A 14,163-nucleotide genomic window follows, 5' to 3' on the forward strand; every position below is an offset into this window, starting at 1 on the left:
TTTGCTCATGTGTTCGGGCGCTTCGCTACACGCATTCACGTGCCTTGAAGCGCGCCTCTTTCAGTTCGACGCACGGTACAGCCCGTGCGCATCGATGTAGGCCAGGACCGCGTCGGGCACCAGGAAACGTACCGACTTACCGCTGGCCAGCAGTTGACGGATCTGGGTGGCGGATACCGCGAGCGGCGTCTGCCAGACGAATGCAATCTGTCCGCTCGGCCCTTTCAGGGCCAGCGGGTCGCTCACCGAGCGTGCCGCCAGCAGGTTGCGCAAGGCATCCGGCGGCTCGCTGTCGGCATCCGGGCGTTGCAGCACCAGGATGTGGCAATGCTGGAGCAACTCTTCCCAGCGGTGCCAAGTGGGCAGGCCGCAAAATGCGTCCCAGCCCAGAAGCAGAAAAACCTGGGCATCGGCGGCCAGTTCGGCGCGCATCAGCTCCAGGGTGTCAATGGAGTAGGACGGCTTGTCCCGCAGCAATTCACGGGCGTCCACGACCAACGGCGCCACACCGGCCACCGCGCACTCGACCATCGCCAAACGGTCTTGCGCCGAAACCCTCGGCATCTCCCGATGAGGCGGCCTGGCGCTGGGCGTCAGGCGTAGCTCATCGAGGCCCAGGGCATCGGCCACTTCCAGCGCACCGCGCAAATGGCCGATGTGCACCGGGTCGAACGTGCCGCCCAGGATGCCGATGCGCTTTGGCGCGGTGGTCGCCGTCACAGCGGTCTTAGTCATAGGGGCCAGTGCGTCAAGGTCGCCCAAGTCAGGCCGGCTCCTGCCCGCGCAACTGGCCGTCGCCCACCACGATGTACTTCTCGCAGGTCAGGCCTTCGAGGCCCACCGGGCCGCGGGCGTGCAGCTTATCAGTAGAAATGCCGATCTCGGCACCCAATCCGTATTCGAAACCGTCGGCGAAGCAGGTCGGGGTGTTGATCATCACCGAGGCCGAGTCCACCTCGGCGACGAAGCGCCGGGCTTCGCCCTGGTGCTCGCTGACGATGGCGTCGGTGTGATGGGAGCCGTGGCGATTGATGTGCTCGATGGCCTGGTCCAGCCCGTCGACCACGCGGATCGACAGGATCGGCGCCAGGTATTCGGTGTCCCAGTCCTGCTCGGTGGCGGCCACCGCCTCGATGATCGCCCGGGTGCGCTCGCACCCACGCAGTTCGACGCCTTTTTCGCGGAACTGGGCCGCCATCGCCGGCAGGAAGGCCTGGGCCACGGCCTGGTCCACCAGCAGGGTTTCCATCGCGCCACAGATGCCATAACGGTAGGTCTTGGCATTGAAGGCAATGCGCTGGGCCTTCGGCAACTCGGCGTGGGCACTGACGTAGACGTGGCAGATGCCGTCCAGATGCTTGATCACCGGCACGCGGGCGTCACGGCTGATCCGCTCGATCAGGCCCTTGCCACCGCGCGGGACGATGACGTCGACGAACTCGGGCATGCTGATCAACGCGCCGACGGCGGCGCGGTCGGTGGTCTCCACCACTTGCACCACGGCGGCCGGCAGATCGGCCTCGGCCAGACCGCGCTGGATGCAGGCGGCGATGGCACGGTTGGAATGAATCGCCTCGGAACCGCCGCGCAGGATGGTCGCGTTACCCGACTTCAGGCACAGGCTCGCGGCGTCGATGGTCACGTTCGGCCGCGACTCGTAGATGATCCCGACCACACCCAGCGGCACGCGCATCTTGCCCACCTGGATGCCCGACGGCCGGTAGCTCATGTCGCGGATCGCGCCGACCGGGTCCGGCAATGCCGCGACCTGACGCAAGCCGACGATCATGCCGTCGATGCGGGCCGGGGTCAGCGCCAGACGTTCGAGCATCGCCGGCTCCAGGCCATTGGCCCGGCCGGCGGCCAGGTCCAGTTCGTTGGCGGCGGACAACTCGGCGCGAGCGGCGTCCAGCGCATTGGCGGCGGCTTGCAGGGCGCGGTTCTTCTGCGCGGTGCTGGCACGGCCGATGATGCGCGACGCGTCGCGAGCGGCGCGACCCAGGCGGGTCATGTAGTCAAGAACGGACTCAGTCATGGTCTGTGTGGTCTTGGCGGTGAGGAAAGCGGCAGATTATAGCTGTCGTAACCCTCGACTAACAGCATGGACTCACAGCGGTGACCGGCGGAGGATCAAAAAGACGCCGACAGCCGCGGTTCACGTGCGTGTTCAGTGGTGATTAAGCTTCGCATTGCTATCATCGCCCTTCCTTTGGCCTCACTGCGTCTATCGCCATGACCGATCCAACCCCTTCGCCCCAGCCCAAGGCCCTGCCCCACGGCTTTTTCGATCGCGACGCCCAAGTGCTTGCCCGGGACCTGCTGGGCAAGGTCATCCGCCACAAGGTCGGGGACCTGTGGCTCAGCGCGCGGATCATCGAGACCGAAGCGTATTACTTCGCCGAAAAAGGCAGCCACGCCTCGCTCGGCTACACGGAAAAACGTAAGGCTTTGTTTCTGGATGGCGGCCACATCTATATGTATTACGCCCGGGGCGGTGATTCGCTGAACTTCAGCGCCCAGGGCCCAGGCAATGCCGTGCTGATCAAGTCGGCCTATCCGTGGGTCGATGCCGTCTCCGGCCCGGCGAGCCTGGCGCAGATGCTGCTGAACAACCCCGACGCCCAGGGCCAGCCGCGCACGCCGCAGAAGCTCTGCGCCGGCCAGACCCTGCTGTGCAAGGCTCTCGGGCTGAAAGTGCCGGAATGGGACGCCAAACGCTTCGACCCCGAGCGCCTGCTGGTGGAAGATGTCGATGTGCCGACGGTCAATGTCATCCAGACCACCCGCCTGGGGATCCCGCAAGGGCGCGACGAGCACCTGCCCTACCGCTTCGTCGATGCGGCCTATGCCCCTGGTGCACCCGGAACCCGCTGCGACGCGGACAGGTCGAAGGTCGCGATTATTTTTTGCTTTCATAAACACACCGCACAACCATGTGGGAGCGAGCTTGCTCGCGATAGCGTCGAGTCAACTGAATGGATGTTGACTGACACACCGTAATCGCGAGCAAGCTCGCTCCCACAGTTGATCTTCAGTGACCGCAGGTTTTGTGTTCACAACAGAATCCCACAGGGGGTTCGGTGCATGCCGATCAATCTTCGATGGAGTTGTTCTTATGAGCCAATGGCTCGATAGCATCACCGGCTGGCTGAGTGTCAATCCGCAATGGCTGGCGGTGGCGGTGTTCATCGTCGCCTGCGTGGAATGCCTGGCGATTGCCGGGTTGATCGTGCCGGGCACGGTGTTGTTGTTCGCGATCGCGGTGCTGGCCGGCAGCGGTGCGCTGTCGCTGGGCGAGACGCTGCTGCTGGGGTTGCTCGGCGGCTTGCTGGGGGACCTGGTGTCGTATTTCCTCGGCCGCCACTTCCACCAGAACATCCGGCGTCTGCCAGGGCTGCGGCACCACCCGGAATGGATGAACGCGGCCGAGAGCTACTTCCAGCGCTACGGCATCGCCAGCCTGCTGGTGGGGCGCTTCATCGGCCCACTCAGGCCGATGCTGCCGATGGTGGCCGGGATGTGTGACATGCCGTTCCCGCGCTTCGCCGCCGTCAGCCTGCTGGCCGCCTCCGGCTGGACCGTGGCGTACCTGCTGCCCGGCTGGGCCACCGGCGCGGCGTTCCGCCTGCCACTGCCCGAAGGTTTCTGGCCACAGGCCGGGGTGGTGGTCGGCAGCATCGCGGTGATGATCGGCCTGAGCGTCAACAGCAGCATGCGCCGTCACCGGCATGCCACCGCGCTGATTGCCGGCCTGGGCCTGGTGATCCTGATCGGCCTGTTCATCGGCTTTCGCTACCTCACAGCCTTCGACCAGGGGTTGATGACGCTGGTCCAGGAGCACCGCAGCCCGACGCTGGACGAAATCGCCGTGACCTTCACGCTGATCGGCGAATTCCACTTCATGCTGATCTTCAGCTCCCTGCTGACCGGCCTGCTGTTATTGGCGCGCCAATGGCGGCAGGCAATCTTCGCCGGCGGCACGATGCTGCTCACCTCCCTGGCCAATACCGGCAGCAAGCACTTCTTCGCCCGTGTGCGCCCAGAAATTCTCACCGACCCACTGACCAGCTACAGCATGCCCAGCGGCCATGCCTCTGGTGCGTTCGCGCTGTTCCTAGCGCTGGCCGTCCTGGCCGGTCGCGGCCAACCGCCCCGCCTGCGCCTGACCTGGCTGCTGCTGGGCTGCCTGCCGGCGCTGGCGATTGCCTTGTCGCGGGTTTATCTCGGTGCTCATTGGCCGAGCGACATCATCGCCGGCGCCATGCTCGCCGCCTGTGTCTGCGCCGCCGTCCTGTGGCTGAGCCAGCGCCAGGCACCGCTACCGGCCATGCCGCCGAAAATCTGGTGGCTGATCCTGCCGGCGATGGTGGCCGCGTTCAGCTTCTTCAGCTTCCGGCACCTGCCCCATGGCCTGCTACGGTATGCCTACTGAGCGGCGGACCAATGAGCACTGGAGATCCGTGTGGGGTCAGGCGAAGAGTTCGCCCTGCAACTCATCGAGCAAGGCCTGGATCGCATCCAGGCGCTGCTGTGGGTCATCGAGTTGCAGCAGGTCGATCTTGTCCAGTTCGTTGAACGGCAACAGATAGGCCAGCTGGTTGGCCAGCGATTGCTGGCCGGTCGCTTCGGTGCCCATGTTCAAGGCTTCGACCATCGGGTGCTCGGCCAGGGCCTTGAGCAACGCCACCAGGTCAGCGTCCTCGTCCTGCAGCGGTTGCTCCGGCTCGTCCTCCAGCCACTCGACATCGGCGACCGTCAACTGATCCGCCTGGACGCTGCTGCCATGCACAATAAAACGCCGCCCGCCCTTCACGCGGATGCCCAACAGGCCGTTGTCCTGCTGGGAAAAGTCGGTGATCAGCGCCTCGCAGCCCACCCGCGCATAACCTTCCGGGGCAAAGCCCACTTCCTCGCCATCGAGGATGCACACCACTCCGAACCCTTCGCCTTTTTTCATGCAGCGGCCGATCATGTCGAGGTAGCGCGCCTCGAAAATCTGCAAATCGAGGATGCAACCGGGGAACAACACAGTGTTCAACGGGAAAAGCGGCAAGCTCATAACCAGTTCCTTAGACTGTCATCGACACCACCAACGGCAGCAACACCGCCGTGGCTACGCCCATCAGACTCATCGCCAGCGCCGCAAAAGCGCCGGACTCTTCGCTTTCCTGCAAGGCCACGGACGTGCCCACCGCATGGGCCGCCAATCCCAGGGCCATACCGCGGGCCTCGGGGCTGTGCACCTTCAACCCGTTGAGGATGCTCGGGCCCAGAATCGCCCCAAGCACGCCCGTGATCAAGACGAACACCGCCGCCATGGCCGCCATGCCGCCAATCTGCTCGGCCACCAGCATGGCGATCGGCGAGGTCACGGACTTGGGCGCCATGGTCATCAGAATCATGTGCTCGGCGCCGAACACCCAGCCCAGCAGCACCGCAGAGCCGGTGGCGACCACCCCGGCTATCACCAGCGTAGTAAAAATCGGCCAGAACAATTGGCGGATCCGCCGCAGGTTCAAATACAACGGCACCGCCAGGGCGACCGTGGCCGGCCCCAGCAGGATGCTGAGGATTTCAGTGCTCTTGCGGTATTCGGCGTAACCAATGCCGCAACCGACCAGCACGCCGATCAGCAGCACCATCGACATCAGCACCGGCTGCAGGAACACCCAACGGGTCTTTTCGAACGCCGCCAATACCAGTTGATAGGCGCCCAGGGTGATGCCGATGCCGAACAGCGGATGATGGATCACCGAGGTCCAGGCGCCTTGCCAGTCGAGGATCATTCGCTCTCCTCCGCCGCGGCGACGTGACGCCGTGCCAGGCGCTGCATCAGCACCCCGGTCAGGGCCACGGACAGGATCAACGACAAGGTCAATGCACCGACGATGGCCCAGAAATCGGCCGCGATGGCCCGCGCATAGACCATCACCCCCACTGCCGGCGGGACCAGCAACAACGGCAAGTAGCGCAACAGGCTGCCGGCGGCCAGGCTCAGCGGCTCACTGACTTCGCCGCGCATGATCAGGTAGCCCAACAACAGCAGCAACCCCACGATGGGCCCGGGCAACACCGGCAGGAACAAATGATTGATCGCAGTGCCCAGCAATTGGAACAGCACCAGCCAGGTCAGGCCCCGTAGCAACATCCGCTCTCTCCCCTGCAACAGATCCAATGAACGCGCCAACTCGGCTCACGACGTGACGGTGTGGCGAGGGAGCCTGCTCCCGCTGGGCTGCGCAGCGGCCCCATTTTATGAGTGCTGCGCACTCAAGCGGGAGCAAGCCCCCTCGCCACGGAATCGAACGCGCACGTCAAGTGAACGGAATCGCAAAGAATGCGCCCGCATTATAAGCATGCCCGCGCTATGGGTCGGCATTCGTAAAAAGCATGGTCGGTGACCTTACGTGCGTGCCATGTTGATCTACAGTGGTTCTCCGGGGGCGCAAGTCCCCGCTCCAGAAAAAGACAATACCGATGAACCCAAGGAGAGTCTCAATGCCCTACGTCCCCGTTGCAGCGCTCAAAGATTATGTCGGCAAGGAACTTGGACGTTCCGATTGGCTTACCATCGACCAGGACCGCATCAACCTGTTCGCCGAAGCCACTGGCGACTTTCAGTTCATCCACGTCGACCCGGTCAAGGCCGCGCAAACCCCGTTTGGCAGCACCATCGCCCACGGTTTCCTGTCGTTGTCGCTGATGCCCAAGCTGATGGAAGACATCCTGATCCTGCCCGAGGGCGTGAAGATGGTCGTCAACTATGGGCTCGACAGCGTGCGTTTCATCCAGCCGGTGAAAGTCGATTCCAAGGTCCGGCTCAAGGTCGAACTGGTGGACGTCACCGAGAAGAAGCCCGGTCAATGGCTGCTCAAGGCCACCGCCACGCTGGAAATCGAAGGTTCGGAAAAACCCGCCTACATCGCCGAGCCACTGTCGCTCTGCTTCGTGTAGACCTTCGCGGTTGCGAAACCGCCCAGGGCTGTTTCGCATCGCTTCTCTGTATCCAGAGGGTGCAGCTGCGGCATACTCGTGGCCTGATGACCTGGATCCCGTTATGCGCTTACTCGTTCCGCTGACCCTGACCCTGTTGCTCACCGCCTGCGGCGACGGCGAATCGCTGCTGCCTCCCGACGCGCGCCTGCCCGACGGCGGACGCTATCGCGGCGACCTGGTGGACGGCCTGCTGCAAGGCCAGGGGCGTATCGACTACCCCAACGGCAGCTGGTACGCCGGGCAGTTCGACAAGGGCCAGTGGCACGGCACCGGGGAATGGCACGGCAGCAACGGCGAGGTCTACCGCGGCCAGTTCCAGCACGGCCTGTTCCACGGCCAGGGCAGCCTGACCACGCCCACCAGCAGCTACACCGGTGGCTTCAAGCAGGGCCGGCGCGACGGCGAAGGCACGCTCAAGGAAAACGGCATGACCTACCGCGGCGAGTTCAAGGCCGACCGGTACTCAGGCCTCGGGCGCCTGGAGCTCGACGACGGCAGCCAGTACCAGGGCCCCTTCGTCAATGGCAAGCCCAACGGCGAAGGCCAGCGCTTCGATGCCAGCGGCAACCAGTTCACCGGGCACTTCGTCGACGGCCAACTGCAAGGCAAGGGGACCTTCAACAGCGCCGACGGCGACGTCTATGTCGGCGGTTTCAGGAACAACCAACTCAACGGTCGCGGCCGTTACGAAAACGCTGACGGCGACGTCTGGATCGGCCAGTTCAAGGACGGCGCGCTGACCGGCAAGGGTGAATTGATCGGGGCCGATGGCAGCCATTACCTCGGGCAATTCAACGAGTGGCGATTCACCGGCCAGGGGCGCCTGAACCTGCCCGACGGCAGCTTCTACGTCGGCCAGTTCGAGAACGACAGCTACCACGGGCGCGGCACCCTGGCATTGACTGACGGCACCGTGCAAAGCGGCACCTGGGCCAAGGGCCAACGGGTACGCGACGCCGATGGCCGGCTGCTGCCGGACGTGCTGGAACTTGGCCTGCTGGCCCAGGGCCGCCTGCTGGACGACGCCCTCGCCAATATCCCCGCCTCCACCCCGGCGGTGGAGCTGTACAGCCTGACCCTGGGTGGCGATGGCAAGCAGAGCGTGTTCCTGCGCGAATCCGACTACGTCGCCAACATGCTCGCCAGCCGTTTCGGCGCCTTCGGGCAGATCCGCCTGGTGAACCACCGCGATCACCTCGGTGACCGGCCCATGGCCAGCCGCGAAAGCCTGCGCCGCGCCGCCGCCACCCTGGCCGAACGCAGCGGCCCGGAAGACCTGATTTTCATCTACCTGACCAGCCACGGCACCAGCGAGCATGAACTGGTGCTCGACCAGCCCCGCATGGAGCTGGCCGACCTGCCCGCCGACGAACTGGCCGCGGTCCTGGCGCCGCTGAAGAACCGCGACAAGATCGTGGTGATCTCAGCCTGCTACTCCGGCGGTTTCATCCCGGCGCTCAAGGATGAACGTACCCTGGTCATGACCGCCTCGCGGGCCGACCGGGTGTCCTTCGGCTGCTCCGAGGAAGCCAACTTCACCTATTTCGGCGATGCACTGTTTGCCCAGGCGCTGAACCAGACCGACGACCTGGAGCAGGCCTTCAAGAAGGCCAAGGCCACCGTCGCCGAGCGCGAGCAGGCGGACAATTTCGAAGCTTCCGAGCCGCAGATCTGGGCACCCAGGACTGTCCTTTCCCACTGGCAACTGCTGCGCAAGCAACAGGCGCGAAAAGCATTGCAAAGTGCTGCATTGAACGACGAGGCCACAAAGAGCAACTAAGCTGAACCGTATCAAGGGGGAAACACTATGTACTTGACACCTCAGCATGTTTTGCTCGCTGGTGCCACCGGGTTGACCGGAGAACACCTGCTGGACCGGCTGCTCAACGAGCCGACCATCAGCCGGGTCCTGGCACCTTCCCGCCGACCACTGGCCGGGCATCCGCACCTGGAAAACCCGGTTGGGGAACCGGCCGAGGTGCTGCCCCGCCTCAGCGGCCGGGTCGACATCGCCTTTTGCTGCCTTGGCACCACCATCAAGAAAGCCGGTTCGGAACAGGCCTTTCGCGCGGTGGACCTGGAGCTGGTCGTGGCCTTCGCCAAGCGCGCCCGGGAGCTGGGCGCCCGGCACCTGGTGGCGATCAGCGCGCTGGGGGCCGACCCCAAGTCATCGATTTTCTACAACCGGGTCAAGGGCGAAATGGAAGAGGCCCTCAGGGCCCAGGACTGGCCGCAGCTCACACTCTGCCGGCCTTCCCTGCTGCTGGGCGACCGCGTCGAACCTCGCCTGGCCGAGCAACTGGCCGGGCCGTTGTCGAAGCTGATCCCAGGCAAATACCACGGCATCGAAGCCTGCCAACTGGCCCGCGCCATGTGGCGCCTGGCGCTGGAGGAACAGGACGGGGTGCGGGTGGTAGAGTCGGATGAGTTGCGTAAGTTGGGTAAGTAATTCGGTATCGCCTGGCCAGACACCATCGCGAGCCTGCTCGCGATGGGCTTCCTCTCTCAGTCCCCCCGTAGCGAGGGAGCTTGCTCCCGCTGGGCTGCGCAGCAGCCCCAAGTCTTTCAATCACATCCCGCCAGTCGCCCGGAACCCCACCCCCATCGCCGTGAACAGCGACAACGGCAACAACACGGTATCGAGCAACGCACTGGCCGGCAGATCGACGCCGGGATAGCTCGGGGCCTCGGCGCCGAAACGGTCCTTGGCGCAGCAGCCGCCATTGAGGGCGTAGAGGTCCAGCCGTGTGCCCGCATACACCACCGGCGCACCGGGCTTGGCCGCGTCCAGCGTGCGAGCGGTGGCGCAACCGGTCAGTTGCAGCGCCAGCAGTACCATCAGGATCTTATTCATCGCTGCTCAAATGATGCTCGCCCCAGCGCGGCAGCATGTCCTGAGGGATGTTCAGCAGGTTGAGGATCCGCGCCACCACGAAATCGATCAGGTCGTCGATGGTCTGGGGCTGGTGATAGAAGCCTGGCGAGGCCGGCAGGATGGTCACGCCCATGTTCGACAACTTGAGCATGTGCTCCAGGTGAATGCTCGAATACGGCGCTTCCCGCGGCACCAGGATCAGTTGGCGGCGCTCCTTGAGGGTCACGTCCGCGGCCCGTTCGATCAGGTTGTTGCACGCCCCGGTGGCAATCGCCGACAACGTCCCTGTGGAACACGGCACCACCACCATGGCGGCCGGCGCGCCGGAACCGGACGCCACCGGCGACATCCAGTCTTCCTTGCCGTACACGCGAATCTGTCCGTCCGCTGCTCCGGTGTATTCGGTGAGGAAGGCCTGCATCATCTGGGGCTTGGGCGGCAAGGTCACGTCGGTCTCGGTGGCCATCACCAGTTGCGCCGCCTTCGAGATGAGAAAGTGCACCTCGCGGTCTTCCCGCACCAGGCAATCGAGCAGGCGCAAGCCGTACTGGGCACCGGAAGCACCGGTCATCGCCAGGGTGATGCGCTCCGGACCGTTGTTCATCGCAGCGCCTCGGCCAGCTTGCCGTGCAGGCCGCCGAAGCCACCATTGCTCATGATCACCACGTGGGTACCGGGTTGGGCCTGGCTTTTCACACGTTCGATGATGCCTTCCAACGAATCGCTGACAATCGAAGGCACGCTGCACAGTGCGGCGGTGGCACCCAGGTCCCAGCCGAGGTTGGCCGGCGCATACCAGATCACCTGATCGGCATCGACCACGCTTTCCGGCAGGCCATCGCGGTGCGCGCCCAGTTTCATGGAATTGGAGCGCGGTTCGATGATGGCAATCAATGGCGCGTCGCCAATACGCTTGCGCAAGCCGTCGAGGGTGGTGGCGATGGCGGTCGGGTGGTGGGCGAAGTCGTCATAAATCGTAATGCCACGCACCTCGGCGACCTTCTCCATGCGCCGCTTGACGCTCTTGAATGCGCTCAGCGCGGCCACGCCCATGGCCGGCACCACGCCGACATGCCGGGCCGCGGCCAGGGTCGCCAGGGCGTTGGCAACGTTGTGCTGGCCAGTCAGGTCCCACTCCACGACGCCTTGGGACTGGCCTTCGAACATCACCTCGAACTGCGAACCGTCGTCCTTGAGCAACTTCACCTGCCACTGCCCACCCGCACCGGTGGTTTGCACCGGGGTCCAGCAGCCCATTTCGATCACCCGCTGCAAGGCCGGCTCGGTGGTCGGGTGAATGACCAGGCCTTCGCTTGGAATGGTCCGTACCAGGTGATGGAACTGCCGTTCGATGGCTGGAAGATCGGGGAAGATGTCCGCATGATCGAACTCAAGGTTATTGAGAATCGCGGTGCGTGGACGGTAGTGGACGAACTTCGAGCGTTTGTCGAAGAACGCGCTGTCGTATTCGTCGGCCTCGATCACGAAGAACGGTGTACCGCCCAGGCGCGCCGACACCGAGAAATTCTGCGGCACGCCGCCGATCAGGAAGCCCGGGCTCATGCCCGCGTGCTCCAGCACCCAGGCGAGCATGCTGCTGGTGGTGGTCTTGCCATGGGTGCCGGCCACGGCCAGTACCCAGCGGCCCTGCAACACGTGATCGGCCAGCCACTGCGGCCCGGACACGTACGGCAGGCCTTTATTGAGCACGTACTCCACCGCGGGATTGCCCCGGGACATGGCGTTGCCGATCACCACCAGATCCGGCGCCGGCTCCAGTTGTGCCGGGTCGTAGCCTTGGGTCAATTCAATGCCCTGGGCTTGCAGTTGGGTGCTCATCGGCGGGTAGACGTTGGCGTCGGAACCGGTCACGTGATGGCCCAGCTCCTTGGCCAGGACCGCCATCGAACCCATGAAAGTGCCGCAAATACCGAGAATATGGATGTGCATAGTCGACCTCGTAAAACATGGCCGCAGGTTAGCCTAGGGAGGGGGAAATCGCACCTTGTGTTTGGAATTGCCTGATGCTCAGGCCGATGAACACCACTGAACCCTGTGGGAGCGGGCTTGCTCGCGAATGCGGTGGGTCATTCAATAGATGCATCGGCTGACACGCTGCTTTCGCGAGCAAGCCCGCTCCCACAAAAGGATTTTCAGTGGCCGTGGGATCGGGGGTCAGCGGGCGATGGCGTGTTTGCGCAGCTTTCTATACAGCGTATTACGGCTGATGCCTAACTGCTCCGCCGTGTTGGTCATGTGCCAGCGCGTCTGCTCCAGCGCATTGAGCAACGCCAACCGTTCGGCATCTTCCAGCGGGTGTTCGGTGGCAGGTGCCGGTTCGACTGGCGGCCGCGCCTGACGGATCATCGCCGGCAAGTCCTCCACGCCAATCCGCCCGTCCTCGCACAGCGCGACGAGGGTGCGCAGCACGTTGCGCAACTGGCGCACATTGCCCGGCCAGTCGAACGCCAGCAGCGCCTGGCGCGCCGGCTCGTCGAGGGTGACCGTCTCGGCGCCGCGCTCTTCGGCCAGCAGAAAATCCAGCAACTGCGCTTTGTCACCGCGCTCACGCAGCGCCGGCAGGGGGATTTCCAAGCCGTTGAGCCGGTAATACAGGTCTTCGCGGAAACTGCCATCCTGCACCCGTTCGAACAACTGCCGGTGAGTGGCGCTGATGATGCGCACGTTCACCGCCTCCGGCTCACCACCGATCGGCACCACCTGCCGATCCTCCAGCACCCGCAGCAACCGGGTCTGCAAGGCCAGGGGCATGTCGCCGATCTCGTCCAGGAACAAAGTGCCGCCGTCCGCCTGTTGCAGCTTGCCGCGCATGCCTTCCTTGCGGGCGCCGGTAAAGCTGCCGCCGCGATAGCCGAACAGCTCGCTCTCGATCAGGCTTTCCGGGATGGCCGCGCAGTTGAGCGCGACGAAGTGTTTCCCGGCACGCTGGCTGGCGTGGTGCACGGCCTTGGCGAAGGCTTCCTTGCCGGACCCGGTTTCACCGTTGATCAGCAAGGGAACGTCCCGTTCGAAGACCCGCAGCGCCTTGCGAAAATGCGCCTGCAACGACGCATCCCCCAGGCAGATCCCTGGCAGGCGCGCCGGCTCGCTGGGCTTGAGCGCCGGGGCCAGCGGAACCGGCACGCTACGCGGCTGGCCTCGCAACACGGCAAACAGGTGCCGACCGTCACGGGTGCGCAACGGCCAGCTGGCACTGGCGTGGGCGCTGGCCCGTCCAAGCAACTCGTCCAGCGAACAATCGAAAAAGGCTTCCACCGGCTGGCCCAGCAAGCCGCCACGAATGTGCCCGAGCAAATTCAGCGCACTCTGGTTCACGGCGCAAATCCGCCCTTCACCGTCGAAGGCCAGCAACCCTTCGCTGAACAGCCCCACGGACTCGGCCTGCAAATGAAAGCGCAGCAGCCATTGGTTGTCGAAGCAGCGCAGGAAATAGCAGCTCTCGATCATCTTGGCCGAGAGGTTGACCAGCGCCATGGTGTGGAACTGGCTCTGGCGCGACACGTCCGGCCGGGCCGAGGACACGTCGAGCACAGCCAGCAGTTCGCCATGCGGGTCGAAGACCGGGCTGGCCGAGCAGGTCAGGCCGGTGTGGCGACCGCGAAAATGTTCTTCCTGGTGGATGGTCAGGGCCTGGCGCTCCACCAGGCAGGTGCCGATGCCGTTGGTGCCCTCGCAAGCCTCGCTCCAGTCGGCACCGAGCCAGAGGCCGGCCCGTTCGAAGATCTTGCGCTCGCTGGGGGCGGTGACGCAGTTGAGGATCACCCCGCGGGCGTCGGTCAGCAACACCGCATGGCCGGCGCCGGAGAGCTGCTGATGCAGGCTGGTCATTTCGTTGCCGGCGATGTGCAGCACCTGTTGCAGGCGCTCGCGGCTTTCCAGCACCCGGCCATGCTCAAGCACCGTCGGCGCAAGGTTCTGGGCCGGGTCGAGGTGATAATCCTCAAGGCAGCGCAGCCAGGAACGGGCAATCGACGGATCGCTGCCAGGCCCCTGCAAATGGGCCTTGCCCTGGGTGACCGTCAGGACCTGCTGGGCATGGCGGCTCAGATGGTTGCTGTGCATCTCTTATTATTCTCCTGCTGGAGCAACTGTCGAACACCGAACCTGTGCTTAACACTTAACCTGTGGCGAGGGGATTTATCCCCGCTGGGCTGCGCAGCAGCCCTGAAACCTGGACGCACCGTGCGTCAGACTCACCGAATTGGCTGCTTTGGGGGCGCTTCGCACCCCAGCGGGGATAAATCCCCTCGCCACAATGGTGTCTAGCAGGC

General features: G+C 64.4%; 13 protein-coding genes and 2 pseudogenes. 5 read left to right on the forward strand and 10 right to left on the reverse strand.

The window, feature by feature from the left end; translation table 11 throughout:
- Positions 1 to 60 precede the first annotated feature (60 nt).
- Positions 61 to 735 (reverse strand): nicotinate-nucleotide adenylyltransferase, encoded by a 675-nt coding sequence (nadD, locus tag KI241_RS23840; RefSeq protein ID WP_042730309.1) that lies wholly within the window; start codon positions 733 to 735, stop codon positions 61 to 63.
- A gap of 28 nt (positions 736 to 763) precedes the next feature.
- Positions 764 to 2,035: a glutamate-5-semialdehyde dehydrogenase gene (locus tag KI241_RS23845; protein WP_212803061.1), complete on the reverse strand. Its 1,272-nt coding sequence runs from the start codon at positions 2,033 to 2,035 to the stop codon at positions 764 to 766.
- A 197-nt stretch (positions 2,036 to 2,232) separates the two neighbouring features.
- On the opposite strand from KI241_RS23845, the pseudogene KI241_RS23850 reads away from it, so the two are divergent.
- Both KI241_RS23850 and KI241_RS23855 read left to right on the forward strand, forming a co-directional pair.
- A pseudogene (locus KI241_RS23850) lies at positions 2,233 to 2,918 on the forward strand (DNA-3-methyladenine glycosylase).
- A gap of 197 nt (positions 2,919 to 3,115) precedes the next feature.
- Positions 3,116 to 4,432, forward strand: a complete 1,317-nt coding sequence (locus KI241_RS23855) for a bifunctional DedA family/phosphatase PAP2 family protein (protein ID WP_042730303.1) — start codon at positions 3,116 to 3,118, stop codon at positions 4,430 to 4,432.
- A 36-nt stretch (positions 4,433 to 4,468) separates the two neighbouring features.
- Here the strand turns inward: KI241_RS23855 and KI241_RS23860 are convergent, their stop codons facing one another.
- From KI241_RS23860 to KI241_RS23870, 3 genes are read right to left on the reverse strand one after another with little or no spacing between them, the layout of a single operon-like run.
- Positions 4,469 to 5,059: an LON peptidase substrate-binding domain-containing protein gene (locus tag KI241_RS23860; protein WP_042730304.1), complete on the reverse strand. Its 591-nt coding sequence runs from the start codon at positions 5,057 to 5,059 to the stop codon at positions 4,469 to 4,471.
- A gap of 10 nt (positions 5,060 to 5,069) precedes the next feature.
- Positions 5,070 to 5,786 carry an LrgB family protein gene (locus KI241_RS23865; RefSeq protein WP_212803062.1) on the reverse strand — a complete coding sequence of 239 codons (717 nt, stop codon included), beginning with the start codon at positions 5,784 to 5,786 and terminating at the stop codon, positions 5,070 to 5,072.
- Positions 5,783 to 6,148, reverse strand: coding sequence for a CidA/LrgA family protein (locus KI241_RS23870; protein WP_042730306.1), 366 nt, complete (start codon positions 6,146 to 6,148; stop codon positions 5,783 to 5,785). Before KI241_RS23870 ends, KI241_RS23865 begins: the two co-directional genes overlap by 4 nt.
- Positions 6,149 to 6,498: 350 nt before the next feature.
- Between KI241_RS23870 and KI241_RS23875 the strand changes: the two genes are divergently transcribed.
- The 3 genes from KI241_RS23875 to KI241_RS23885 all read left to right on the forward strand — a co-directional run bounded on the left by KI241_RS23875 (position 6,499) and on the right by KI241_RS23885 (position 9,445).
- Positions 6,499 to 6,954: a MaoC family dehydratase gene (locus KI241_RS23875; protein ID WP_047736345.1), complete on the forward strand. Its 456-nt coding sequence runs from the start codon at positions 6,499 to 6,501 to the stop codon at positions 6,952 to 6,954.
- Positions 6,955 to 7,057: 103 nt separating this feature from the next.
- Positions 7,058 to 8,776: a C13 family peptidase gene (locus KI241_RS23880; RefSeq protein WP_042733016.1), complete on the forward strand. Its 1,719-nt coding sequence runs from the start codon at positions 7,058 to 7,060 to the stop codon at positions 8,774 to 8,776.
- Positions 8,777 to 8,803: 27 nt separating this feature from the next.
- Positions 8,804 to 9,445, forward strand: a complete 642-nt coding sequence (locus KI241_RS23885; protein ID WP_123579642.1) for an oxidoreductase — start codon at positions 8,804 to 8,806, stop codon at positions 9,443 to 9,445.
- Between the two features lie 120 nt (positions 9,446 to 9,565).
- Here KI241_RS23885 and KI241_RS23890 read toward each other — a convergent pair whose 3' ends face one another.
- From KI241_RS23890 to KI241_RS23905, 5 genes and pseudogenes are all read right to left on the reverse strand, one after another.
- Entirely contained in the window at positions 9,566 to 9,850 is a 285-nt protein-coding gene (locus KI241_RS23890; RefSeq protein ID WP_042732906.1) for a YceK/YidQ family lipoprotein, read from the reverse strand.
- Positions 9,843 to 10,475 (reverse strand): flavin prenyltransferase UbiX, encoded by a 633-nt coding sequence (ubiX, locus tag KI241_RS23895; RefSeq protein ID WP_042732905.1) that lies wholly within the window; start codon positions 10,473 to 10,475, stop codon positions 9,843 to 9,845. The genes KI241_RS23890 and ubiX overlap by 8 nt, the downstream gene beginning before the upstream one ends.
- Positions 10,472 to 11,821 (reverse strand): UDP-N-acetylmuramate:L-alanyl-gamma-D-glutamyl-meso-diaminopimelate ligase, encoded by a 1,350-nt coding sequence (gene mpl, locus KI241_RS23900; RefSeq protein ID WP_047736348.1) that lies wholly within the window; start codon positions 11,819 to 11,821, stop codon positions 10,472 to 10,474. Before mpl ends, ubiX begins: the two co-directional genes overlap by 4 nt.
- Positions 11,822 to 11,924: 103 nt before the next feature.
- Positions 11,925 to 12,050: pseudogene (locus KI241_RS27905) on the reverse strand (metal ABC transporter ATP-binding protein); the annotation flags it as partial.
- Complete coding sequence (locus KI241_RS23905) at positions 12,047 to 13,954, reverse strand: sigma-54-dependent Fis family transcriptional regulator (protein WP_047736349.1); 1,908 nt, start codon at positions 13,952 to 13,954, stop codon at positions 12,047 to 12,049. The pseudogene KI241_RS27905 and the gene KI241_RS23905, both read right to left, overlap by 4 nt.
- Between the last annotated feature and the right edge of the window lie 209 nt (positions 13,955 to 14,163).

The sequence above is a fragment of the Pseudomonas sp. Cab53 genome (genome assembly GCF_018325965.1).
GTDB classification, from domain to species: domain Bacteria; phylum Pseudomonadota; class Gammaproteobacteria; order Pseudomonadales; family Pseudomonadaceae; genus Aquipseudomonas; species Aquipseudomonas chlororaphis_E.

Excerpts from the sequence above, each read along its gene's own strand:
- nadD (WP_042730309.1), bottom strand. The coding sequence starts at position 735 with ATGACTAAGACCGCTGTGACGGCGACCACCGCGCCAAAGCGCATCGGC.
- KI241_RS23845 (WP_212803061.1), bottom strand. The coding sequence starts at position 2,035 with ATGACTGAGTCCGTTCTTGACTACATGACCCGCCTGGGTCGCGCCGCT.
- KI241_RS23855 (WP_042730303.1), top strand. The coding sequence starts at position 3,116 with ATGAGCCAATGGCTCGATAGCATCACCGGCTGGCTGAGTGTCAATCCG.
- KI241_RS23860 (WP_042730304.1), bottom strand. The coding sequence starts at position 5,059 with ATGAGCTTGCCGCTTTTCCCGTTGAACACTGTGTTGTTCCCCGGTTGC.
- KI241_RS23865 (WP_212803062.1), bottom strand. The coding sequence starts at position 5,786 with ATGATCCTCGACTGGCAAGGCGCCTGGACCTCGGTGATCCATCATCCG.
- KI241_RS23870 (WP_042730306.1), bottom strand. The coding sequence starts at position 6,148 with ATGTTGCTACGGGGCCTGACCTGGCTGGTGCTGTTCCAATTGCTGGGC.
- KI241_RS23875 (WP_047736345.1), top strand. The coding sequence starts at position 6,499 with ATGCCCTACGTCCCCGTTGCAGCGCTCAAAGATTATGTCGGCAAGGAA.
- KI241_RS23880 (WP_042733016.1), top strand. The coding sequence starts at position 7,058 with ATGCGCTTACTCGTTCCGCTGACCCTGACCCTGTTGCTCACCGCCTGC.
- KI241_RS23885 (WP_123579642.1), top strand. The coding sequence starts at position 8,804 with ATGTACTTGACACCTCAGCATGTTTTGCTCGCTGGTGCCACCGGGTTG.
- KI241_RS23890 (WP_042732906.1), bottom strand. The coding sequence starts at position 9,850 with ATGAATAAGATCCTGATGGTACTGCTGGCGCTGCAACTGACCGGTTGC.
- ubiX (WP_042732905.1), bottom strand. The coding sequence starts at position 10,475 with ATGAACAACGGTCCGGAGCGCATCACCCTGGCGATGACCGGTGCTTCC.
- mpl (WP_047736348.1), bottom strand. The coding sequence starts at position 11,821 with ATGCACATCCATATTCTCGGTATTTGCGGCACTTTCATGGGTTCGATG.
- KI241_RS23905 (WP_047736349.1), bottom strand. The coding sequence starts at position 13,954 with ATGCACAGCAACCATCTGAGCCGCCATGCCCAGCAGGTCCTGACGGTC.